Origin of the sequence: Streptomyces sp. NPDC001914, assembly GCF_042891215.1 — a bacterium.
Lineage (GTDB): Bacteria > Actinomycetota > Actinomycetes > Streptomycetales > Streptomycetaceae > Streptomyces.
Genome location: NZ_JBIASW010000006.1, coordinates 317,507 through 340,408, shown reverse-complemented (window position 1 = coordinate 340,408; position 22,902 = coordinate 317,507). Strand labels below are relative to the sequence as shown.

Genomic DNA, 22,902 nt, shown 5'->3' with positions numbered 1-22,902 from the left:
GGCCCCCCCCCCCCCCCGCCCCCCCCGCCCCCCCCCCCCCCCCACCCCCCCCCCCGCCCCCCCCCGGGGGCGCGCCCCCCCCCCCGCCCCCCCCCCCCCGGACCGGTCCGGCGTCCGCCGCGGGCCGGAAAAGGGACCTGACAGATCGTCGGCGTCGGGTTACGCTCGCCGCGATGATGACTTCCTCCGCAATCAGATTGGGGGACCCGTCCGCGCAAGGTGAGTGCTGATGCTCACTTCGACCGCGTACGAGGATTCCCTCCTCTCCTTCTGGCCGCGCGTGCGTGACTTCGCCGTGCCGCCCACCATGATCGAGACCGCGACCGTCCGCCGCAGACACGGGGACTGGGCGGGGGCGTGTGCCGCCGCCGGCGTCGACATCGACTTCGATCTGCGTTCGCTGACCCGCACGCACGGTCGCGAGCTGGCGTCCCGGATCCGCCGCGATCTGCGTCATCTGGCTCCCGACCTGCTGCGCTGGCACATGCCGAGAGTCGCCCCCGACGGGCTGCTGCGCCCCGGTCTCACCATCACGCTGGCCCGGTACGACCGTGCCGCCGGGCCGGATGACGCAGATCCCCCGCGGCCCGTGCACCTCGTGGTCCGTACGCCGCCGGCCTGGGCGGACGGGGGGCAGCGGATGAGCCTCGCGCTGTGGGACGCGACTCCGGGCACGTCCCGCGAACGGTTCTTCTTCGACACCGGCGCACGCCGACATCCGCATCCCCGTCCCAGCCGCCGGTACCGCCTGGATCTGCACCGCCACCTGTGGGACACCCGCAGGACCGACGAGCTGCGGGTGCGTTCCGGGGCGGACCTGCCGCCGGGCGACGCCCGTTCGGGGAGCGCGGGTTCGCCGGGTCCGGTGCCGCCGGGTCCGGTGCCGCCGGGTCCGGTGCCGCCGGGTCCGGTGCCGCCCGGCCTCGGCTGCGCCGTCGGCCGGTGGGCGGAGGAGGCCGCGATCGTGCTGCGCGACGAGGGCCGTACGACCGGCACGGTCACCGTACGGATCGGGGCCCGCCGTCGGCTGCTCCTGGAGCTGGTCGCGGACCCGGCACGGGTCGGACCGCCCGCCCTGCGGATCACCGAAGCACCCGCCGACGGGGGCGGCGACCTCACGGTGCCGGCCCTGCCCGACGCCGCGACGTGGGAACTGCCCGACCTGACCCTGATCCGCGCCGGCGCCATCGCCCCCGAACGCCTGCATCCGCTGGTCGCCTCGGCACTGACACCGGGGCACGGCCCGTCCGAGCTCGGCGGGCCTTCCCTGGACGGGCCTGCGGCCCTGGGCGGGGCAGGCGGGGCTGCGGCCTTCTTCGGCGCCCATGGGCGCGCGGTTCCGTCCGGGGTCGCCGGGGACAAGGCCTTCTTCGGTGTCGGCGGGGGCGCGGACTCCTTCGGCTCCGGCGGCAACGCGGCCTTGTCCGGCGTTCACGGGCGCGCGGCTCCGCCCAGAGCCGGCGGGGACGAGGCCCCCTCCGCGGTCGGCGGGGACGCGGCTCCCTCCCGCGCCGGTGGGAACCCGGGTCCCTCCGGTGGCGCCGGGCAGGTGGCGCCGGGAGCGGCGCGCCTCGTGGAGTGCCGGGGAGCCTCGCACCGGATCGGTCTGGTCGACGGCGTGCTCGTGCCGCTCGACCACGATCCGGCCGAGATCCGCCGGGAGGAGCTGCTGGTCGCCCTGACCGGCACACCGCTTCCCTGTCTCCGGGTCATCGACGAGGCGCACCGGCAACCGCAGTGCCTCTCCGACGTCCGCGAACGGCTGCGCCACGGCGACACCGCCGGTGCGCTGGCCGTCGTCGAAGGGCTGCTGGGCCCCGAGGCGGTCCTGCGTGGCGGCGCCCTGCGGGACGAACTCCGGGCGGCCGCGCAGCGACGCCTCACCTACGGACTGTTCAGGGCGGGCCTGACCGGACCCGGACCCGACCGCCTCAGGCCGGGGCCCGTCCGGCCGCCCGGCATTCGCTCCCACCCGCGCCACACGACCGGCCGCTGACCGCCCGTCCACACCCCACCGCAAGCCATTTGACCGCCCCGGGGCCAAATCCCGTGCCCAGGCGGCTCGTCCACCGCACACCGCAAGCCATTTGACCGCCCCAGGGCCAAGCCCCGTGCCCAGGCGGCTCGTTCACGAACCCAAAGGTGATCAGACATGCCCACATACGCTCCTCTCGCCGAAGCCAAAGCCAAAGCCCAACTCGAACTCGAACCCGAAGTCCGCGCTCACGTCGAAGCCGACGCCGGCACCGAACCGGCCCACGCCGAGCGACCCGCCGCGGCCTGCGCCCCCGGGACCCCGCCCGGACCCACCCAACTCGACGTGGCCGACGCCCTGTCGGCCCTGCTCCGCGACACCGGTACCGAGCCGCGCCCCGACAGTCAGCTCGAGGCCCTGACGCTCGCCGTCGCCGCCGATCTGCCCGTACTCCTGTGGGGTGAGCCCGGGATCGGCAAGACCGCCGCCCTGACCCAGCTCGCCGAGACGCTGGGGCTCCCCCTGACCACGGTGATCGCCAGTGTCCACGAACCCTCCGACTTCTCGGGGCTGCCCGTCCTCGGCGACGATCCCGCCGAGCAGGGCGTGCCCATGGCCCCGCCGGACTGGGCGGTGCGGCTCGTACGGGCCGGCCGCGGTCTGCTGTTCCTGGACGAACTGTCCACCGCGCCCCCGGCGGTTCAGGCCGCGCTGCTCCGCCTCGTCCTGGAGCGGCGCATCGGAGCCCTTCAACTGCCGCCCGGGGTACGGATCGTGGCCGCCGCGAACCCGCGCTCCTCGGCGGCCGACGGCTGGGAACTGAGCCCGCCGCTGGCCAACCGCTTCGTCCATCTCCAGTGGGCCCACGACCACGAGGTCGTCGTACGCGGGCTCGGTGGCACCTGGCCGCGGGCGACCCTGCCCCGGCTCGACCCCGGGCGGCTCCCGGAGGCCGTGGACTTCGCCCGCCGCGCGGTGTGCGGGCTCCTCGCCGCCCGCCCCGGACTCGTCCACCGGCTGCCCAGCAGCGAGACCCGGCGCGGCGGGGCCTGGCCCTCACCCCGGAGCTGGGAGACGACCGTGCGGCTCGTGGCCTTCGCGAACGCGGCCGGCTCCTCCAGAGAGGTGCTCTCCCTGCTGGTCAGAGGCGCCGTGGGCGACGGACCGGGACTGGAACTGCTGGCGAGCGTCGACCGCATGGACCTGCCCGACCCCGAGACCCTGCTCGCCGACCCGGCGGCCGCCGTCCTTCCCGAGCGGGGGGATCTGCGCCAGGCCGTCCTCGACGGCGTGGTGGCCGCGGTCCGCAAGCGGCCCGACCGGGCCCGCTGGGACGCCGCCTGGGCGCTGCTCGTACGGGCGCTCGACACCGGAGCCCCGGACCTGGTGGTCGTCCCCGCGACGACCCTCGCGACACTGCGCCGGGAGGACTGGGACGTCCCGGCGTCCATCGAGCGGCTGGCCGGGGCGGTGGCCCTGTCCCGGCGCGCGGACGACGCGGCGGCCCGTGTCGCGGTCGCCGCCGAGGCGAGCCGATGACGACGGCCGCGCCCGGGGTTCTGGATCTGGAGAAGCTCTACGCCGCCCGGCTGCAGGCGGCGCGTGCCCGGCCCTATCTGGCGACGGCGCTGTTCGCCCTCCACACGGTCGAGTCGCGGTGGGTTCCGACGATGGCCGTCGACCGGTACTGGCGGTGCTACGTCTCGCCCGGGTTCGTGGACCGCACACCCGACGAGGAACTGGCCGGTGTCTGGGTGCACGAGGTGTCGCACCTGCTGCGCGACCACCACGGCCGCAGCGAGCGGTTCGCCCGCGAACACGGGCTCACCGGGCCCGCCGAGCGGCTGCGGATGAACATCGCCGCCGACTGCGAGATCAACGACGACGCGTTCGGGGACGGGCTCGTCCGGCCCGAGGGCGCCGTCACCCCACAGTTCCTGAAGCTGCCCCAGGGCGAGCTGATGGAGGACTATCTGCGCCAGTTCCGGCTCGGGCCGCGGACCCAGAGCCTGGCCTGGCTGGACTGCGGCAGCGGCGCCGACGGGCGCGAGCGGGAGTGGGACCTCGGGCCGGAGGGCGCGCACGGCCTCAGCGCGCAGGAACGCGACGCGGTCCGCTTCAGGGTCGCGCAGGGCATCAAGGCCCGCCCCGGGCGGAGCCCGGCGGGATGGGAACGGTGGGCGGAGGAGGCGTTCCACCAGCCGCAGCCGTGGCGGGATTTGCTGGGGGCCGCCGTCCGTTCCGCGGCCTCGGGGGCCGGTGCGGGGCAGGACTACACCTACGGCCGGCCGTCGCGGCGCTCGGCCTCGGTGCCCGGTGTCGTCCTGCCGAGCCTGCGCCGCAGACCGCCGAGGGTGTCGGTCGTCATCGACACCTCGGGGTCGGTCAGCGACGCGGAGCTGGGCAGCGCCCTGCTGGAGGTCTCCGCGATCTCCCGTGCCGTGGGCGGCCGCCGAGACCTGGTCAGTGTCGTCTCGTGCGACGCGGCGGCGAGGGTCGCGCACCCGCTGTGCCGGGCCGAGGGGATTCCGCTCCTGGGCGGCGGCGGTACGGATCTGCGCTCGGGGTTCACCGCGGCGCTACGGGCCCGGCCGCGCCCCGACGTCGTCGTGGTCCTGACCGACGGCCAGACCCCCTGGCCGGAATCGCGGCCCCCGTGCCGGACGGTCGTCGGTCTCTTCCCGCGCGGGGACGGCTCCTGGGACGAGGAGGATCCCGACTACGTACCCGACGAACCGCCCGCCTGGGCGCGTGTGGTCGAGATCGGTTAGAGGGTTCCGGGCGTCGCAGGGCAGGTCCGGGCGGGGGGAAGGGGGAAGCGTCCGTCGGGCGTATGCTCACACGCTGTACCCGCCGTCGACCCCCAGCGCCTGTCCGGTGATGAAGCCCGCGCTGTCCGAGGCCAGGAACGCGACGGCCTCGGCGACGTCCCTCGCGGTGCCGAAGCGGCGCAGCGGGGTGTTGCGGCGGGTGATCTCCAGTGCGGCCTCGTCGAGTTCGCCGGAACCGATCAGCCGGGCCGCGATGCCGTCGGTCAGCATGCCGGGTCCGACGCAGTTCACCCGGACGCCGTAGCGCCCTTCCTCGGCGGCCAGGGCGCGGGCGACCGCCTCGACCGCTCCCTTGGGTCCCGCGGAGAGGCCGTCGCGCACCGGGTAGCGGCGCGTCGCCACGGTGGTGACGGCGACGATGCTGCCCCGGCTCTCCCTCAGCAGGGGCAGCGCGGGATGCGCGAGGTTGAAGAACGCGCCTGCGTCCGCGTCGAGTTGGGCGCGGAACGCGCTCGGCGCGACCCGGCTCAGGTGCACCATCGGCACGTGCGGGCCCGCCGCGTGGACGAGGGTGTGCAGTCCGCCGTGCGCGGCGGCCGTCTCGGACACGGCGGCGGCGACGGCCCGCTCCTCGCTCAAGTCGAGGCACAGATGGTGCAGTTGGCGGCCCCGGTCCGCGAACTCCGCGGTGATCTCCGCGGCGAGTGCGTCGGCGGCCGCACGGCTGGAGCGGTACGTGAACACCACGTCGCTGCCCCGCTCGGCGAGTATCCGCACGACGGCCGCGCCGATGCCGCCGGTCCCGCCGGCGACGAACGCGACCCCTTTCCGGTGCGAGAAGTCCGAGCGGTGTGAGAGGTCTGAGCGGTGCGAGAAGTCCGAGCGGTGTGAGAGGTCCGACGGTTCCGGCATGGGCTTCACCGTCCCAGCGAGTCGGGGAGACGGGTCATTCCAGCACGTCCGCCTCGCCGGCACCAGGCTCAGGACCGGGGCTTCGGCAGGTGGAGATCCGTGCTCGACAGGGTCATCGGTGACGCCGAGACGGCTCGCAGCCGGATGCGGACGCCGGCGCGCGGGAGCCTGAACCTCCCGTCGGGGGGCCTCAGTTCGTAGCGGCCGTAGGCGTGGCCCGCCAGGGTGGCGGGGCCGGAGGTCACCGACCAGTAGCGGCTCATGCCCTGGCCCGTGGTCAGCGTGAAGTGCGGACTCAGTGCCGCGGCACCGAGGTTGGTGACGCCGACCGTGAGTCCGGTCAGCGCGTGCGCGGCGCGGCGTGCCTCGGTGACCCGCATGCGCAGCGGCGGCGACCCGGTGGCCGCCAGGCCCACCGCGGCCGCCGACGGGGCCAGCAGCAGGGCGACCGCGGCCACCCGGGCCCCGCGCCGGTGCGGACCGCGCAGGAAGGCCGGCCGGGGCTGCCAGGCGGTGCGGAACGACTGCCAGGGCGCGGTGATCGCGGCGGCCACCCACAACGGCGTCATCAGCAGGTAGTAGCCGTCCTGCGAACGGGTCGCCGCGTAGAACGCGCACCAGGGCAGCACCGTCGCCGCCGGTCCGAGCCGCCGTACGAACAGCACGGACAGCGCCAGCAGACCCGCCGCCAGCAGCAGGCTCGCGTGCGCGTACCAGGCGAGGCGGTCGCTGCCGTCGGTGAGGTACAGCGAGATGCCGACCAGGCCCTGTCCGTGGACGTCCGCGTCCTGGGTGAGGGGCAGCGCGATCCCGGAGAGCCAGGCGCGCGGCTCGCTCACCACGAAGTACGCGTTGATCAGCAGCCAGGTGGTGACGGCGACGCCGACGATCCGGCCCACCGCGATCGCCGCCGCCCGTGCGCCCAGGTCGCCGCGGCGCAGCGCGTACACCCCGGCCAGCAGGAACGGGGCGAGGAACCAGGGGAGTTGCTGGGCCGCGCAGGCCGCCCCGAGGCAGGCCGCCCGCACGATGTCGGCCCGACCCCCGCGGCCCGCGCCCGGCCATCCGAGGACCACCGGGACGAGCAGGGCGCAGGCGAGGACCGCCGGATACCCGAGCCGCGCGTACGTCGGCAGCAGACCGAAGCCGAGACAGGCGAGCGTCGCGGCGGACCGCCACGGCACCGGCAGCGTCCGCCACATGACGACCGCGCCCGCGATCAGCGCCCCGGTGCCGACCATCGTGGCGGCGGCCGGACCGAGTCCCGCCCACAGCAGCGGCGCGGTGAGCATGAGCGCGAGCGGCGGATAGCCGTACGTGTAGTCGTAGCCGCCGTTCATCGTCGCGGTCAGGGCGACGCCGTGGCCGAAGAGCCGGGGCCAGGGGCGGCCGTAGACCTGGTGGCCGGCCAGGAACTCGTGCGCGGCCCGGGTGGTGAGGACCGACTCGTCGCTGCCCTGGTGGTTCATGACCAGCCCGCACACGACGAGCGTCACCGCGGTCACCAGGACCACGAGGTCGAGCCGCGCCAGCGAGCGGCCCCGGCGGACCACGAGGGTCAGTACGCCCGTCGCCAGGATCGAGGCGTAGCAGAGCGAGACGACGGCGGCCACGAGGAGCCGGTGGCTCGCGGCCTGCGCCCACAGCGGCCGCGTGCCGATGAACAGGCTGATGTCGGCCAGGAGGGTCAGGACGCGGTGCCACTGCGCGGGCGCCTCGTCCGGGTCCCATCGCGCGGCCGGCGCGCCGGGTGAGACCTTCGAAGAGGTCTGCCGACGGACGGGCGCCGGCTTGGTTTCTGCCGAGTACACGGCCCGACACGCTAGTTGTCCCAGGTGAGCGGGGTGTGGCGGGGTGTGAAGAGTCCGGTGTGAGGCCAGTAAGAGCCCGTCCGCGGGCGACCGGGCGCGTCAGGCGTTGGACAGCGACACCTCGGTGGACTTGATGAGCGCGACGACCTCGGAACCTTCCGAGAGACCCAGGTCCGAGACCGCGTCCCTGGTGATCGCGGAGGTCAGTTCGCCGCCCGCGACCCGGACCTTGACGCGGGCCATGGCGCCGCCGGAGGTGACGTCGGTGACCGTGCCCGGCAGCTGGTTGCGGATGCTCAGCCCGTCCACCGGGCCGGTCGCGAGGGCGACCTCCGTGGACTTGACCAGGGCCCGCACGGCGGAGCCGGCGGACAGCCCGAGCTCCTGTACGGCCTCCAGGGTGACGGCCGCGGTGATCTCCCCTCCGGCGTCGAGCCGGACCCTGACCGTCGCCATCACCTCACCGGCGGTGACGGCCGTGACGGTGCCGGGGAGTTGATTGCGGATGCTCAGGCTCATGCGGTGGCCTCGCTTGCCGTGCTGCGTGATGGATACGGGCGTATATGCGTAGCTTGCCGCACGCGTCGGCTCCCGGTCCGGGTCGCGGACCGTGTCGCTGTTGGGCCGAACGGGTGACCATGCGTAAGAATTGCCCGGTGCAGACTACGAGTGCGAGCCAGGACGGGGTGGATCGATGAACGGCCACGACGTCACCGATGAACAGTGGGAAGGGCTCGCCCAGGTCGTTCCGTTGCGCGGCCGGGACGCCTGGCCGTCCGCGGTCCGTCACCGGTCGATACCCGAGGCCGCGACCGAGACGCGACGCCGTTTCGTGGTCCTGCGGGTGAACGTCTTCGCGGACGCCCGCGACGTCGCCGAGACGCTCATGTCCGGCGTCCCGGTGCTCCTCGACCTGACCGGCGCGGAGACCGAAGTCGCCAAGCGGGTCCTGGACTTCAGCACGGGTGTGGTCTTCGGCCTGGCCAGCGGTATGCACCGGGTCGACCGGAACGTCTTCCTGCTGACGCCCCCGGGCACCGAGGTGCGCGGTCTGATGGAGGGGGTCGGCGTTCCCGGCCTCTGAACCCTGGTGCGCCGCGCGGACAGTGCCCGACCCCGATCGGGGGCCGCGTCCCCCGATCGTAGGAAGGTCCACCGGGTGTAACGGTTCGCCCCGGGGCGGCGGCTTACCGTCCGCATATGACTCTGTCCTCACCGGAAGCCCCCACGGCGGTGGCGGCGCGCCCGGTCCGTCCGGGTGTCACCGAGCTGCGGCTCGCCGCCTTCGCCGCCCACCGCCGCCTCCGGTTCCCGCTCGGGCCCCTCACCCTGGTCACCGGCCCGAGCGGCAGCGGCAAGACGGCCGTACTGCGCGCCTACGAGGCGCTGGCGCGGCTCGGTGCGGGAGCCGGGCTCGCGGAGGTGTTCCCGGACCCGGTCGCCTGCGTGCCCGAACGGTCCCGGCCCGACGCCCAGCACCGCCGGGGCTTCCGCATCGGCTGCACGGTCGACGGCCCCGAAGGCCCGGTCCGGCTCGACGTCGCGGTCCAGGCCGAACCCGAACTGCGCGTCGTGGGCGAGCGGTTGTCGGCGGGCGGGCGGACGCTGCTGGAGACGGCCCTGCGCGATCCGGGCCGCCCGTCCGTCCAGGCGGCCTGGCACACCGGCGGGTCCTCGGCGGTGACGCGGGTCCCGCTCCCCGACGACCGCCTCGGCACCGCGCTGCTGCCCCTGCGCGTCGCGGGCCGCACCGCGGGGGAGCGTCATGTCCTGGCCGCGGCCGAGCAGGTGGTGCTCGCCCTGCGGTCCGTCTACGTCTGCGATCCGGACCCGGACTCCATGCGGGCCCCCGCCCCGCTCGGCCCGGGCCGGCTGCTGCGCGGCTGCGGGAACCTCGCCGAAGTGCTGTGGCGCACCCGGTCGGAGTGCGGCCACCGGTACGCCCACCTGGTCGCGGCGGTGCGCGCCGGATGCGCCGGTCCGGTCACGGACGTCCTCGCCGACGTGCTCGGCGACGGCACGGTCCGCGCGCTCCTCGACCGCGGCGACGGTGTCCGTACGCCGCTCGGGCTGCTCGGGGACGGCGAGTTGCGGTATCTCGCGCTCGCCCTGGTGCTGCTCACCGGGCCCGGTGTCCTGGAGGTCGACCCGGCGGGCGAGGTGCCCGCCGCGCTCCAGGCGCTGACGGTCCTGGCCGACGGATTCGACCGCGGACTGGATTCCGGGCAGGCCGGGGAACTGGTGCGGCTGGCGGCCCGGATGTGCGAGCGGGGGCACATCCGGCTGCTGGGCGCGGTGAGCGAGGGGACGCACGCGCTCGGAACGGCCGGTGTCACGGTGATAGACCTGACGCCGTGAGTGAACTGGACGTAGCGACGCTGCAGCGCAGACTGGCCGAGTTCGCGGCCGCGCGGAACTGGCAGCCGTACCACACCCCCAAGAACCTGGTCGCCGCCCTGAGCGTGGAGGCGTCCGAACTCGTCGAGATCTTCCAGTGGTTGACGCCGGAGGAATCGGCCCGCGTGATGGAGGACCCGGACACCGCGCACCGCGTCACCGACGAGGTCGCGGACGTCCTCGCGTACCTCCTCCAGTTCTGCGAGGTGCTGGGCGTCGATCCGCTCGCCGCCCTCGACGCGAAGATCGACCGGAACGAGCGGCGCTTCCCGGTGCCGGAGAAACCCTGACGGACCGGCGGTCGCACGGCCCGCAAAGTGGAATTAGGTACTCTCTGTAGTCATTTCCGCACTCCGATGCAATTCCGTGTCCACAGATTTCGGGCTTCCTCTGGCTTTTCGTCTCAACCGACTTCACTCTGGGTAGTGAACAAGGGAGTTCGGGTGGACGTGCGCGAGCGCGTCGGACAGACGGGGGCAGCGCATGGAAGCGGTGCGGCTCATCGTGGCGAGCAGACGTGCCCTGGCGGAGAGCGGCGAGACTCCGGAGGTCATGGCGGAGGCGTGGCAGGGGCATTCCCTGGCACAGGCGATCGGCAGCCGCCTCGCCGTGTCCGGGCCCCCTGAACTCCGGGGCGAGGCGCTGGGGTTGACCGAGCTGGCGGGCCGTGGCTGCGGAATCCTCGGCGACCACGCCCTCGGGGTCGGGGTCTTACGGGCCGCCCAGCTCACGGAGCTGGGCGACGCGCGCGAGGCCCTGCTCTGTCTCGGCGGCCTCCTCGCCGAGGTCGGCATAGCCCTGGTCGGCATCGCCTGCGCGGCGGACGACGAGGGGACGTACTGGCAGTGCATGGAGGCGATCGACGCGGCGGACGAGTCCCGCGACCGCGTCCTGGAGATGCTGAGACGCCTCGCGGTGCGGGACGAGAAACGCGTGGTGGAACGGGACACGGCCGCGGGCTAGCCACCTGGCGAGCCCGCCGTACCGAAGGCCGTCGGCCGCTTCCCGCTGCCCCACGAGACCCCGGGCCTCGCCGGGGAACCGGCCCCGGTCGTGGCGCGTCGCCCGACCGGAACCGCTCGTGGTGTTCGCCGGTCAGCCGAGCTGCGGGGCCACCTCGGAGGCGATCAGGTCCAGGTGGTCCAGGTCGGCGAGGTCCAGCATCTGGAGGTACATCCGCTGTGAACCCACCGCCTGATAGCGGGAGATGCGTTCGACGACCTCCGCCGGCGAGCCCGCGAGCCCGTTGGCCTTCAGCTCGTCGACGTCGCGGCCGATGGCGTCCGCCCGTCGCCGTACCTCGCCGTCCGTACGGCCGACGCACACCACCAGGGCGTTGGAGTAGACGAGTTCGTCGGGCTTGCGCCCTGCCTGTCCCAGCGCCGCGCGGACCCGGCCGAACTGCTGCTCGGTGTCCGCGACCGAGGCGAAGGGGATGTTGAACTCGTCGGCGTAGCGTGCCGCGAGAGCGGGGGTCCGCCGGGCTCCGTGGCCGCCGATCAGGACGGGCACCTTCGCCTGCGCGGGCTTGGGCAGCGCGGGCGAGTCCTTGAGCTGGTAATACGTTCCGTCGAAGGTGAATCGCTCGCCGACCGGCGTGCTCCACAGCCCGGTGACGACGGCCAGTTGCTCCTCCAGCCGGCCGAACTTCTCCTTCGGGAAGGGAATGCCGTACGCCGTGTGCTCGGCCTCGTACCAGCCGGCACCCAGCCCGAGTTCGACACGGCCGCCCGACATCTGGTCGACCTGGGCGACCTGGATGGCCAGGACGCCGGGGAGGCGAAAGGTTCCGGCGGTCATCAACGTACCCAGGCGGATGCGGCTCGTCTCGCGGGCGATGCCGGCCAGGGTGATCCACGCGTCGGTGGGGCCGGGGAGCCCGTCGACGGATCCCATGTGCACATAGTGATCAGAGCGGAAGAAGGCTCCGTAATGGAGGTCTTCGGCGGCCTTGGCGACGCGGAGCAGCGTCTCGTAGGTCGCGCCTTGCTGCGGTTCTGTGAAGACTCGAAGATCCATGTATCCATCATGCACCGGTCACAACAGCCGTCCCGTGCCGAACCGCTGGCGCCGGGGCCCCTCCTCGCGCGGGGCTACCACCGCTGCACCGCCAGCTGCGGGTACAGGTCGCTCACCTCACCGGAGAGACCGGCCTTGACCTGGCGGGTGAGCGCGTCGGCGAGGACTTCGTGCGCGTCGGTCTCGATCCCGTCGAGCGCCTGGCCGGCGACGCTGTGCGCGGAGACCTTGGGCACGTCGAGGCTCGCGGTCAGGTCCGTGTCGACGTAACCGACGTGCAGCCCGGTGACCTTGATGCCGCGCGGCTGGAGCTCCAGCCGCAGGGCGTTGCTCTGGGACCACAGGGCGGCCTTGGCGGCGCTGTAGCCGTCGGCGCCGGGCACCGTGACCCAGGACAGCACCGAGTGGACGGTGAGGATGTGTCCGTCGCCGTTGCGCTCCAGGACGGGCACGAAGGCCCGGGTGGTGAGGAGCGGTCCGAAGAAGTTGATGTCGAACTCGCGCCGTACGTCCTCGACGGGCGAGTCCAGGAAGGACGTGGGGGTCGTCGCGCCCGCGTTGTTGATCAGGATGGTGACGTCCTGCGCCTGCGCGGCCGCGGCCGCGACCGACGCAGGGTCGGTGACCTCCAGGGCCAGCGGCACCGCGTCGGGATGCGCGACGGTCCGCGGGTCGCGGGCCGTCGCGTAGACCTTCCGGGCGCCGCGTTCGTAGAGGGCGTCCACGAGGGCCTTGCCGATACCTCGGCTGCCGCCCGTCACGAGCGCCACCGAGCCGTCGATGCTGGTCATGAGCTTCTCCTTCTGAGGTCCGCCGGGAATCGGGGAGACGAAGCGGTCGAGGGGCGGTCGGCCGTGGCCTCCGTCGCGTCCGGCCCGTCCCCGCCTCATCGTAAACCGATCGGTTTTCTGTCGGTGCCCGCACTGTAAACCGATCGGTTTCCGAAAGGCAAGCGGAGAACGTAAGCTGGGCCCATGACACAGGCGACCTCGACCGCGACCGCCGGTTCACCGACCCGCGACCGACTGCTCGACGCCGCGGCGGAGCTCTTCTACCGCGAGGGCGTCGGCGTCGGTGTCGAGGCGCTGTGCCGGGTCGCGGGGGTGTCCAAGCGCTCGATGTACCAGCTCTTCGACAGCAAGGACAGCGTGCTCGCGGCGAGCCTGGAGCGCAGCGCGCCCGCTTACCTGGCCTTCCTGCTGCCTCCCGACGACGACGACCGGGCGCCGCGTGATCGCATCCTGCACGTCTTCGAGCGACTGGAGGAGACGGCGGCGCGCCCGGACTACCGCGGCTGCCCCTTCGTGGCCGTGACCGCCGAACTGAAGGCACCGGACCACCCCGCGAGCCTGGTGGCCCGCCGCTGCAAGGACCAGCTGACCGCGTTCTTCCGGCAGGAGGCGGCGCGCGGCGGAGCCGGGGACCCCGAGCTTCTGGCGCGCCAACTGACCGTCACCTTCGACGGATCGGGCGTCCGGGCCGTCATGCAGGGCCAGGGCCTCGACGGCCTCGCCCTCGCCACCGCCACCGCCCTGCTCACCGGCGCGGGCATGAACGACACCGCACCCCGGGCCCCGGAAACCTCGGGCTGACCTGCCCGGACCCTCCGTACGCCCGGTCCGGACGCCCGTGGTCGAGTCGCCCGGAAGCCCCCGGCCGGCCCCGCCCGCGCCGTCCGAGCGCGGTGAAAAACCCCGGGTCCACCTGCGGCTTCCGCTGTACGTTGTGGGGGCGCGCCGAGGGCAGGCGTCGCCCCTGCGGTCGGCCGCGGCGCGGCGTGGCCGGGGGCCACGCGGGGCTGCGGAGAAGCCGGGAGCGGCGGCGGCCGAGGCGCGCTCGCCCACGCTGTGGCCCGACGGCGCCCGGCGGACGCGCGCTGCGCGCCGACCGGACGAACGGCCGGGTCCGCACAGCTCAGAAGACGTTTCGAGGCAGAGACACCGTGTTCCTGACGATCAGTACCACCGGTACCCCAGAGCGGCCCGCGACCGACCTCGGCTTTCTGCTGCACAAGCATCCCGACAACGCGCAGAAGTTCTCGACCTCGTACGGCACGGCGCACGTGATCTACCCCGAGGCGACCGCCGAGCGGTGCACGGCGGCCCTGATCCTCGAGGTCGACCCGGTGGCGCTGGTCCGGCGGGGCAAGGGGAAGGGGCGCGGCGGCGCTCCCGACGCGGCCCTCGCGCAGTACGTCAACGACCGCCCGTACGCCGCCTCCTCGCTGCTCGCCGTGGCGCTCAGCGCCGTGTTCTCCAGCGCGATGAAGGGCCAGTGCAACGCCCGGCCCGAGCTGCCCGCCGAGACCAGGCCTCTGCGCGTCGAGGTGCCCGCGCTGCCCGCGCGCGGCGGCGCCGAGCTCGTACGAGGGCTGTTCGAGCCGCTGGGCTGGACGGTGACGGCCGAGGCCGTGCCGCTCGACGAGCGCTTCCCGGAGTGGGGCGACTCCCGCTACGTACGCCTGGAGCTGGAGTCCCGTGAGCTGACGGTCGCCGAGGCGCTGCGGCACCTGTACGTACTGCTCCCGGTCCTCGACGACGCCAAGCACTACTGGGTGGCGCCCGACGAGGTCGACAAGCTGCTGCGGGCGGGCGAGGGCTGGCTTCAGGACCACCCGGAGCAGAAGCTGATCACCAGCCGCTATCTCTCCCGGCGCTGGTCGCTGACCCGCCAGGCCCTGGAGCGGCTGGAACTCGCCCGGCTCGCCGAGACCGACGACATCGCGGTCGAGGAGATCGACAACGCCGTCGACGAGGAGACCGACACCGAGGAGAAGCCGGTGCCGCTCGCCGTGCAGCGCCGGGACGCGATCCTCGCCGCGCTGCACGCCTCCGGTGCGAGCCGCGTCCTCGATCTCGGCTGCGGACAGGGCCAGTTGGTGCAGGCCCTGCTCAAGGACACGCGGTTCACCGAGATCGTCGGCGTCGACGTGTCGATGCGCGCGCTCACCATCGCCTCGCGCCGCCTCAAGCTCGACCGCATGGGCGAGCGGCAGGCCGCCCGCGTCCGGCTCCTGCAGGGTTCGCTCGCCTACACCGACCGCCGCCTCAAGGGATACGACGCCGCCGTGCTCAGCGAGGTGATCGAGCACCTCGACCTGCCCCGGCTGCCCGCCCTGGAGTACGCGGTGTTCGGCTCCGCCCGCCCGCGGACCGTCCTCGTGACGACCCCGAACGTCGAGTACAACGTCCGCTGGGAGACCCTGCCGGCCGGCCACTCCCGGCACGGCGACCACCGATTCGAGTGGACCCGCGAGGAGTTCCGCTCCTGGGCCGGCACGGTCGCCGAACGGCACGGATACGACGTGGAGTTCACCCCCGTCGGCCTCGACGATCCCGAGGTCGGCCCGCCCACCCAGATGGCCGTCTTCACCCAGGCCACCGGCACGACCGGAAACACCGGCACCCCGAACGCGAAGGAGGAGAAGGCCGCATGAGCGAGCAGACCGAACAGGGGCGGGTCCTGCCCGTCACCGACCTCTCCCTCGTGGTGCTGATCGGCGCCTCCGGCTCCGGCAAGTCCACCTTCGCGCGGCGGCACTTCAAGCCGACGGAGGTCATCTCCAGCGACTTCTGCCGAGGTCTGGTCGCCGACGACGAGAACGACCAGAGCGCCAGCGGCGACGCCTTCGACGTCCTGCACTACATCGCCGGCAAGCGGCTCGCGGCCGGCCGCCGGACCGTCGTCGACGCCACCAGCGTCCAGCAGGACAGCCGCCGCCAGTTGATCGAGCTGGCCAGGAAGTACGACGTGCTGCCCATCGCCATCGTGCTCGACACGCCCGAGGAGGTCTGCGCCGAACGCAACGCGGCGCGCACCGACCGCGCCGGCATGCCGCGCCGGGTGATCCAGCGCCACATCCGCGAACTGCGGCGTTCCCTGCGCTCCTTGGAGCGTGAGGGCTTCCGCAAGGTGCACGTCCTGCGCGGGGTGGCGGACGCCGAGAACGCGACCGTCGTGACCGAGAAGCGGTTCAACGACCTGACCCACCTCACCGGCCCGTTCGACATCGTCGGTGACATCCACGGCTGCGCCTCGGAGCTGGAGACCCTGCTCGGCAAGCTCGGCTACGTCGACGGTGTGCACCCCGAGGGCCGTACGGCCGTGTTCGTGGGCGACCTCGTCGACCGCGGTCCGGACTCGCCCGGCGTGCTGCGCCGCGTGATGTCCATGGTCGGCTCCGGCAACGCCCTGTGCGTGCCCGGCAACCACGAGAACAAGCTCGGCCGTTATCTCAAGGGCCGCCAGGTCCAGCACACGCACGGACTCGCCGAGACCATCGAGCAGATGGACGCGCAGAGCGAGGAGTTCCGGGCCTCGGTGCGGGAGTTCGTCGACGGACTGGTCAGTCACTACGTCCTCGACGGCGGACGCCTGGTCGTGTGCCACGCCGGTCTGCCCGAGAAGTACCACGGCCGCACCTCGGGCCGGGTGCGCTCGCACGCGCTGTACGGCGACACGACGGGGGAGACCGACGAGTTCGGGCTGCCCGTGCGCTATCCGTGGGCGGAGGACTACCGGGGCCGCGCGGCGGTGGTGTACGGACACACCCCCGTTCCCACCGCGACCTGGCTCAACAACACCATCTGCCTGGACACCGGCGCCGTGTTCGGCGGCAAGCTCAGCGCCCTGCGCTGGCCGGAGCGCGAGCTGGTCGACGTACCCGCCGAACGGGTCTGGTACGAGCCGGCCAAGCCGCTGGCCACCGAGGCGCCCGGCGGTCACGAGGGCCGTCCGCTGGACCTGGCCGACGTGCACGGACGCCGGGCCGTCGAGACCCGGCACGCCGGGCGGGTGGCCGTCCGTGAGGAGAACGCGGCCGCGGCACTGGAGGTCATGAGCCGTTTCGCGGTGGACCCCCGCCTGCTCCCGTACCTGCCCCCGACCATGGCCCCCACTGCCACCTCGCACGTCGAGGGCTATCTGGAGCACCCCGCCGAGGCCTTCGCCCAGTTCCGGGAGGACGGCGTCGGACGGGTCGTGTGCGAGGAGAAGCACATGGGGTCGCGGGCGGTGGCCCTGGTCTGCCGGGACGCGGACGTGGCACGCGAGCGGTTCGGGGTCGACGGCCCCACCGGGTCGCTGTACACCCGTACGGGCCGCCCCTTCTTCGACGACGCCGCCGTCACCGAGGAAATCCTCGGCCGGGTGCGCGCCGCCGCGACCGAGGCCGGGCTGTGGGAGGAGCTGGGCACCGACTGGGTGCTGCTGGACGCCGAGTTGATGCCGTGGTCGCTGAAGGCGTCCGGGCTGCTGCGCAGTCAGTACGCCGCTGTCGGCGCCGCGTCCGGGGCGGTGTTCCCGGGAGTCGTGGCCGCGCTCGAAGGGGCGGCGGCGCGGGGCATCGACGTCACGGACCTGCTGGCACGCCAGCGTGAACGGGCCACGGACGCCGCCGCGTTCACGGACGCGTACCGGCGCTACTGCTGGACCACCGACGGCCTCGACGGCGTCCGCCTCGCACCGTTCCAGATCCTGGCGGTCCAGGGCCGGAGCCTCGCCGCGCTGCCGCACGACGAACAACTCGCCCTGATCGACCGGCTCGTGGAGAACGACGGGAGCGGACTGCTGCACACCACCCGGCGGCTCTTCGTCGACACCGCCGACCCGGAGTCGGTGCGGGCCGGTGTCGACTGGTGGCTGGAGATGACCGGCCGGGGCGGCGAGGGCATGGTCGTCAAGCCCGTCGGCGCGGTGGTGCGCGGCGAGCACGGACGTCTGGTGCAGCCCGGCATCAAGTGCCGGGGCCGCGAGTACCTGCGGATCATCTACGGTCCCGAGTACACCCGCCCGGAGAACCTGGCCCGGCTGCGCGGCCGCTTCCTCAACCACAAGCGGTCCCTGGCCATCCGGGAGTACGCACTGGGCCTCGAAGCCCTGGACCGCCTGGCCGAGGGCGAACCCCTGTGGCGAGTCCACGAGGCGGTCTTCGGAGTCCTGTCCCTGGAATCCGAACCGGTCGACCCCCGCCTGTAGCGGGTACACCCTCCTCACCCCGGCCGCGGGAAGCCCCCTTTGGGGGCGCGCTGCCACGTCCCCGGGCGGGGCGAGCCCCGTCAGGGGCGCGGGGAACGGCGCGGCCGGCCCCCACCGGACGGGCAGCCGAACGCGGGGCCCTTGCCGGGCGGGTCCCTACGTCCGCGGGCGGGGCGGGCCCCTTTGGGGGCGCGGGAAACTGCGCGCCCGGCCCCCACCGGGCGGACAGCCGAACGCGGCCCTTGCCGGGCGGGCTGCCACGCCCCCAGGTGGGGGGAAGCCCCGTCAGGGGCGCGGGGAACTGCGCGCCCAGCCCCCACCGGAGGGGCGGCCGAACCCGAACCCACCGGGACCGGTAGTCCCCGGCGCGGCAGAAGCCCCGTCAGGGGCGCGGGGAACGGCGCGGCCGGCCCCCACCGGACGGGCAGCCGAAACCCACCCCGGCCGGGGTGAGCCCGGTCCGGGGCGGCGGGGCCCGGCGGGGTTCGGCGCGGCCGGGGTCGGTGAGGGAGCGGAGCGAGCCTCAGCCGACCAGGCGGAGCCGAACCCCAGCCACACCCACCTGCACGGTCTGGCCCCAGACCAGCTCCACCGCATCCCCCTCCATCCCGTCCCCGAACACGATGAGCCGGTCCGACTCCACCGTGAGGGACAGCCGCCCGGCCCCGGTGAGCTCGCCGGCCACGAGCGAGGTGCCCGTGGCCGGCGAGGGCCAGGCCTCCCGGACGAACCACAGCAGGCGCTCGTCCGTGGGCCCCGGCAGCGGCAGCCGCTCGCCCCGCTCCTGCCACACCGACCGGAGCCAGCCGGTGGCCCCGGTCCCGGTCCCCACCAGCACCCCGGAGGACGCCTGGGGCTCGACGGCACCCCCGTACTCGTCGAGCCCCAGGCGATAGCGGGCCGTCTGATGGCCCGCGGCCCCCAGATAGATCTCGTTGAGCGCGACCAGCCGCTGGGTGTCGTCCGCGACCGCCTCGACCATGGTCAGCTCGTCCGCGCCGCCCCCGTGCGCCGAGGCGAGCAGCGCCGCCGCGTCCGCGGGCCGGTGCCGCACGAGCACGCCCGGATTGCGCCCGGGGTCGGCGTCGATCCCCACCACCGGCTGGCCCGTCAGGTACTTGGCGACGTTCGCGACCAGCCCGTCCTGGCCGACCACGACCACCACGTCCTCCGGAGCGAACAGGAAGCGGTCCAGGTCGGCCCGTTCCACGCGTGCCTGACGCCAGGTCAGCGGAATGGCCGACACGACCGCGGCCAGCGCCTCGCGGGAGCGCCGGTGCCGCTCGGCGACCTCCGCGATGTCCCGGCCACGTGAGGACAGGAAGAACGCCGCCTGCCCGTGCGTGCCGTGCCGGGCCGTCAACTCCTCGTACTCCGTGGTCCGGTGGACGAGGACGACCCGGGGAGCGAGACTCACGCCGGGTCCCCGGCGCTTCCGTTGCCCAGCTTGGCGAGCAGCCCGGTGAGGACGTCCGGCGAGAGCGTGAGGTTCTCGATCCGCGGCAGGTTCTCGGCGAGCCGGCTGCCGGTCAGGGCGTGCAGCGTGGCGACGTCGACGTCGCCGTGGACCCGCAGCCAGGCCGCCTGGGCATCGGCACGCGCCGCGCCGACCTCGCGCGCCGCCTGCGCCTCGGCCCCCGCGAGCCGTACCTTGCGCGTGGCCTCCGCCTCGGCGAGCCGCAGCGACCGGGTGGCCTCCGCCTCGGCCAGCCGGACGGTGCGGGCCGCCTCCGCCCCGGCGCGCACCGCGTCCGCCGCCGCGTGCTCCTCCGCCTCGCGGCGGGCGTTCGTGCCCTGCTGGTCGACCAACTGCTCCTCGCGCCGGGCGAGTTCGATCCGGCTGGCGAGTTCGTTCTCGGCGATGGCACGCTCCCGCTCGACGGCGACCGCCCGGCGTTCGTACGTGGCCTTGTCCGCGTCCTGCTGGATCTGCTCACGCGCGGGGGTGCGCAGCGCCCGTTCCACCTCGGGTTCCGGGCGCAGCGCGACGACCCGTACCGCGACCACCTCGATGCCGGTGGCGGGCAGCCGGGGTTCGGCGGCGAGGCCCTCGGCGATCCGCTCCCGCACCGCCGCGACGCCGTCGACCAGGGCGGACGCCAGTGACGTCCTGGCCAGTACGTCGAGCGCGTGCTGCTGGGCCGTCTCGGTCAGCAGCGAGCCGAGCTGTTCCAGCGGGGTGCCGCGCCAGGCGCCGGAGTCGGGGTCTATGGAGAAGTCGATGCGGGCGGCCGCGACCGCGGGGTCGCTGATGCGGTAGGTGACGGTCGCCTGCACCGCGACGTCCTGGAAGTCGGACGTCCGGGCGTGGAAGGTCATCGCCAGCTCGCGGTCGTCGACCGGGACCTCGGAGAGCGCCGCGGTCAGTGAGCGGTACCAGAAGCTGAGCCCGGGTCCGTCGTGGACCAGCTGCCCCGACCTGTGGTGCCGGATGTGGGCGGTGGGCGCCCCCCGCAGATGGCGCCAGCCGAGCCGTCGCGTGATGTCGGCCATGAGTACCCCCTCGCCGCCGGTCGGTCCCGGCGGTCCCGCGTCCTTCGTTGTCGTCATCGAGACGATAATGAATCCACCCGCTTATCGTCAAGGGGACGAAATGAATGCGGTGCGGCTCGGGCGATCCACGGGTGAACACGCGTCCGGATGGTCAGGATGGAGGCATGGGATTCCACGTCGACTCCGAGGCCGGGCGGCTGCGCCGCGTCATCCTGCACCGGCCCGATCTCGAGCTCAAAAGGCTCACCCCCAGCAACAAGGACGCACTCCTCTTCGACGACGTGCTGTGGGTACGCCGGGCGCGGGCGGAGCACGACGGGTTCGCCGACGTGCTCCGCGACCGTGGGGTCACCGTCCACCTCTTCGGCGACCTGCTCACCGAGACCCTGGCGACCGCGGAGGCCAGGTCGCTCGTCCTGGACCGGGTCTTCGACGAGAAGGAGTACGGGCCGCTCGCCACCGACCACCTCCGGGCCGCCTTCGACGCCATGCCCGCCCCGGAACTGGCGTCCGCGCTCGTCGGCGGCATGACCAAGCGCGAGTTCCTGGACGCACACGCGGAGCCCACCTCCGTGCGCTTCCACGTCATGGACCTCGACGACTTCCTCCTGCGGCCGCTGCCCAACCACCTCTTCACTCGCGACACCTCCGCCTGGATCTACGACGGGGTCTCCATCAACGCCATGCGCTGGCCGGCCCGGCAGCGCGAGACCGTGCACTTCGAGGCGATCTACCGGCATCACCCGCTGTTCCGTGAGGAGGGCTTCAATCTCTGGTCGGAGGGCCAGGCCGACTACCCGTCCACCATCGAGGGCGGCGACGTCCTCGTCATCGGCAACGGCGCGGTGCTCATCGGCATGAGCGAGCGGACGACCCCGCAGGCCGTCGAGATGCTCGCCCACAAGCTGTTCGCGGCCGGCTCGGCCCGCACCATCGTGGCGCTCGACATGCCCAAGCGGCGCGCGCTGATGCACCTCGACACCGTGATGACCATGGTCGACGGCGACATCTTCACGCAGTACGCCGGGCTCGGCATGCTCCGCTCGTACACCATCGAGCCGGGCGTGGGGGACAAGGAGCTGAAGGTCACCGACCATCCGCCGGAGCACATGCACCGCGCCATCGCGGCGGCGCTCGGCCTCAACGAGATCCGGGTGCTGACCGCCACGCAGGACGTGCACGCGGCCGAACGGGAGCAGTGGGACGACGGCTGCAACGTCCTCGCCGTCGAGCCGGGCGTCGTCATCGCCTATGAGCGCAACGCCACCACCAACACCCATCTGCGCAAGCAGGGCATCGAGGTGATCGAGATCCCGGGCAGCGAGCTGGGCAGGGGCAGGGGCGGCCCGCGCTGCATGAGCTGTCCCGTCGTGCGGGACCCCGTGTAGGGGCCCGTGCGGGCCGAGGGGCGGGGCCGTCGGGCGGAGTCGAACGACAGACCGCATAGAAATGCTGAGCGTCGTATAGAATTTCAGGCGTCCGGCCCCGTCCTCGTCACCGTCATCCCTGGAGCGCCCCCATGGCGACAGTCCCGACCGCCCTCGCCGGCCGTCACTTCCTCAAGGAGCTGGACTTCACGGAGGAGGAGTTCCTCGGCCTGGTCGAGCTGGCCGCCGGGCTCAAGGCGGACAAGAAGCTCGGGGCGGAGACCCGGTATCTCAGCGGCATGAACATCGCGCTGATCTTCGAGAAGACCTCGACGCGCACCCGCTGCGCCTTCGAGGTCGCGGCCGCGGACCAGGGTGCCTCGACGACGTACCTCGACCCCTCCGGTTCCCAGATCGGCCACAAGGAGTCCGTGAAGGACACCGCCCGTGTGCTCGGCCGCATGTTCGACGCGATCGAGTACCGCGGCGACAGCCAGGACGCGGTGGAGGAGCTGGCCGCCCATGCCGGAGTGCCGGTCTACAACGGTCTCACCGACACGTGGCACCCCACCCAGATGCTGGCCGACGTCCTCACGATGACCGAGCACTGCCCCAAGCCGGTCGCCGACATCACGTTCGCTTATCTGGGTGACGCCCGTTTCAACATGGGCAACTCGTACGTGATCACCGGCGCGCTGCTCGGCATGGACGTCCGGATAGTGGCCCCGCGGGCCTACTGGCCGGCCGACGAGATCGTCGCCCGGGCCCGTGAACTGGCGGCGAAGAGCGGCGGCACCGTCACCCTCACGGAGGACGTGGCCGAGGGCGTGCGGGGCGCCGACTTCGTCGCCACCGACGTCTGGGTCTCCATGGGGGAGCCCAAGGAGGTGTGGGCCGAGCGCATCGGCGCCCTCGTCCCGTACGCCGTGACCATGGACGTGCTGCGCGCCACCGGGAACCCGGACGTCAGGTTCCTGCACTGTCTGCCGGCCTTCCACGATCTCGGCACCCGCGTCGGCCGCGAGCTGTACGAGGTGTACGGACTCGACTCGCTGGAGGTCACCGACGAGGTCTTCGAGTCGGCGCACTCCGTGGTGTTCGACCAGGCGGAGAACCGGCTCCACACCATCAAGGCGATCATGGTCGCCACGCTGCGCTGACGCGCCGGCCCCGGGGCCTTC

19 protein-coding genes are annotated in these 22,902 nt (G+C 73.4%); 12 read left to right on the top strand and 7 right to left on the bottom strand.

What is annotated here, in order from left to right; translation table 11 throughout:
- Positions 1 to 229 precede the first annotated feature (229 nt).
- From ACFYYF_RS19675 to ACFYYF_RS19665, 3 genes are all read left to right on the top strand, one after another.
- Positions 230 to 1,996: a hypothetical protein gene (locus ACFYYF_RS19675; protein WP_388777326.1), complete on the top strand. Its 1,767-nt coding sequence runs from the start codon at positions 230 to 232 to the stop codon at positions 1,994 to 1,996.
- A 156-nt stretch (positions 1,997 to 2,152) separates the two neighbouring features.
- A complete protein-coding gene (locus tag ACFYYF_RS19670) occupies positions 2,153 to 3,514 on the top strand; it encodes an AAA family ATPase (RefSeq protein ID WP_388777324.1) in 1,362 nt (453 codons plus the stop codon).
- Positions 3,511 to 4,746 carry a VWA-like domain-containing protein gene (locus tag ACFYYF_RS19665; RefSeq protein ID WP_388777322.1) on the top strand — a complete coding sequence of 412 codons (1,236 nt, stop codon included), beginning with the start codon at positions 3,511 to 3,513 and terminating at the stop codon, positions 4,744 to 4,746. Before ACFYYF_RS19670 ends, ACFYYF_RS19665 begins: the two co-directional genes overlap by 4 nt.
- A 66-nt stretch (positions 4,747 to 4,812) precedes the next feature.
- On the opposite strand, the gene ACFYYF_RS19660 is transcribed toward ACFYYF_RS19665, so the two are convergent.
- From ACFYYF_RS19660 to ACFYYF_RS19650, 3 genes are all read right to left on the bottom strand, one after another.
- The gene (locus ACFYYF_RS19660; RefSeq protein ID WP_388777320.1) at positions 4,813 to 5,658 is read right to left on the bottom strand and encodes an SDR family NAD(P)-dependent oxidoreductase; all 846 of its coding nucleotides are present in this window, start codon (positions 5,656 to 5,658) and stop codon (positions 4,813 to 4,815) included.
- Between the two features lie 68 nt (positions 5,659 to 5,726).
- Positions 5,727 to 7,469 (bottom strand): hypothetical protein, encoded by a 1,743-nt coding sequence (locus tag ACFYYF_RS19655; protein WP_388777317.1) that lies wholly within the window; start codon positions 7,467 to 7,469, stop codon positions 5,727 to 5,729.
- Positions 7,470 to 7,568: 99 nt separating this feature from the next.
- The gene (locus ACFYYF_RS19650) at positions 7,569 to 7,988 is read right to left on the bottom strand and encodes a molybdopterin-binding protein (RefSeq protein WP_388777316.1); all 420 of its coding nucleotides are present in this window, start codon (positions 7,986 to 7,988) and stop codon (positions 7,569 to 7,571) included.
- Between the two features lie 175 nt (positions 7,989 to 8,163).
- Between ACFYYF_RS19650 and ACFYYF_RS19645 the strand changes: the two genes are divergently transcribed.
- From ACFYYF_RS19645 to ACFYYF_RS19630, 4 genes are all read left to right on the top strand, one after another.
- Positions 8,164 to 8,553, top strand: coding sequence for a cell division protein SepF (locus ACFYYF_RS19645; protein WP_361681820.1), 390 nt, complete (start codon positions 8,164 to 8,166; stop codon positions 8,551 to 8,553).
- A gap of 116 nt (positions 8,554 to 8,669) precedes the next feature.
- A complete protein-coding gene (locus ACFYYF_RS19640) occupies positions 8,670 to 9,827 on the top strand; it encodes an AAA family ATPase (protein WP_388777315.1) in 1,158 nt (385 codons plus the stop codon).
- Entirely contained in the window at positions 9,824 to 10,156 is a 333-nt protein-coding gene (locus tag ACFYYF_RS19635) for a nucleotide pyrophosphohydrolase (protein WP_361681826.1), read from the top strand. Before ACFYYF_RS19640 ends, ACFYYF_RS19635 begins: the two co-directional genes overlap by 4 nt.
- Positions 10,157 to 10,349: 193 nt before the next feature.
- On the top strand, positions 10,350 to 10,829 hold the full coding sequence (locus ACFYYF_RS19630; protein WP_361681829.1) for a DUF6099 family protein: 480 nt from the start codon (positions 10,350 to 10,352) through the stop codon (positions 10,827 to 10,829).
- Positions 10,830 to 10,961: 132 nt separating this feature from the next.
- On the opposite strand, the gene ACFYYF_RS19625 is transcribed toward ACFYYF_RS19630, so the two are convergent.
- Positions 10,962 to 11,885: an LLM class F420-dependent oxidoreductase gene (locus ACFYYF_RS19625; RefSeq protein WP_361681832.1), complete on the bottom strand. Its 924-nt coding sequence runs from the start codon at positions 11,883 to 11,885 to the stop codon at positions 10,962 to 10,964.
- A gap of 74 nt (positions 11,886 to 11,959) precedes the next feature.
- Positions 11,960 to 12,676 (bottom strand): SDR family oxidoreductase, encoded by a 717-nt coding sequence (locus ACFYYF_RS19620; RefSeq protein WP_365481804.1) that lies wholly within the window; start codon positions 12,674 to 12,676, stop codon positions 11,960 to 11,962.
- Between the two features lie 183 nt (positions 12,677 to 12,859).
- Between ACFYYF_RS19620 and ACFYYF_RS19615 the strand changes: the two genes are divergently transcribed.
- From ACFYYF_RS19615 to ACFYYF_RS19605, 3 genes are all read left to right on the top strand, one after another.
- Positions 12,860 to 13,477: a TetR/AcrR family transcriptional regulator gene (locus tag ACFYYF_RS19615; protein ID WP_388777312.1), complete on the top strand. Its 618-nt coding sequence runs from the start codon at positions 12,860 to 12,862 to the stop codon at positions 13,475 to 13,477.
- 350 nt (positions 13,478 to 13,827) lie between these two features.
- Positions 13,828 to 15,321, top strand: coding sequence for a 3' terminal RNA ribose 2'-O-methyltransferase Hen1 (locus ACFYYF_RS19610; RefSeq protein ID WP_388777309.1), 1,494 nt, complete (start codon positions 13,828 to 13,830; stop codon positions 15,319 to 15,321).
- Complete coding sequence (locus ACFYYF_RS19605) at positions 15,318 to 17,861, top strand: polynucleotide kinase-phosphatase (RefSeq protein WP_388777306.1); 2,544 nt, start codon at positions 15,318 to 15,320, stop codon at positions 17,859 to 17,861. Before ACFYYF_RS19610 ends, ACFYYF_RS19605 begins: the two co-directional genes overlap by 4 nt.
- A 523-nt stretch (positions 17,862 to 18,384) precedes the next feature.
- Here the strand turns inward: ACFYYF_RS19605 and ACFYYF_RS19600 are convergent.
- Positions 18,385 to 19,278 carry a hypothetical protein gene (locus ACFYYF_RS19600; RefSeq protein WP_388777303.1) on the bottom strand — a complete coding sequence of 298 codons (894 nt, stop codon included), beginning with the start codon at positions 19,276 to 19,278 and terminating at the stop codon, positions 18,385 to 18,387.
- Positions 19,275 to 20,354: an SPFH domain-containing protein gene (locus ACFYYF_RS19595; protein ID WP_361682275.1), complete on the bottom strand. Its 1,080-nt coding sequence runs from the start codon at positions 20,352 to 20,354 to the stop codon at positions 19,275 to 19,277. The genes ACFYYF_RS19600 and ACFYYF_RS19595 overlap by 4 nt, the downstream gene beginning before the upstream one ends.
- Positions 20,355 to 20,518: 164 nt before the next feature.
- Here ACFYYF_RS19595 and ACFYYF_RS19590 point away from each other — a divergent pair, with 164 nt between their 5' ends.
- Entirely contained in the window at positions 20,519 to 21,742 is a 1,224-nt protein-coding gene (locus ACFYYF_RS19590; protein ID WP_361681850.1) for an arginine deiminase, read from the top strand.
- Between the two features lie 131 nt (positions 21,743 to 21,873).
- Positions 21,874 to 22,881 carry an ornithine carbamoyltransferase gene (gene argF, locus ACFYYF_RS19585; RefSeq protein ID WP_361681853.1) on the top strand — a complete coding sequence of 336 codons (1,008 nt, stop codon included), beginning with the start codon at positions 21,874 to 21,876 and terminating at the stop codon, positions 22,879 to 22,881.
- Positions 22,882 to 22,902 lie beyond the last annotated feature (21 nt).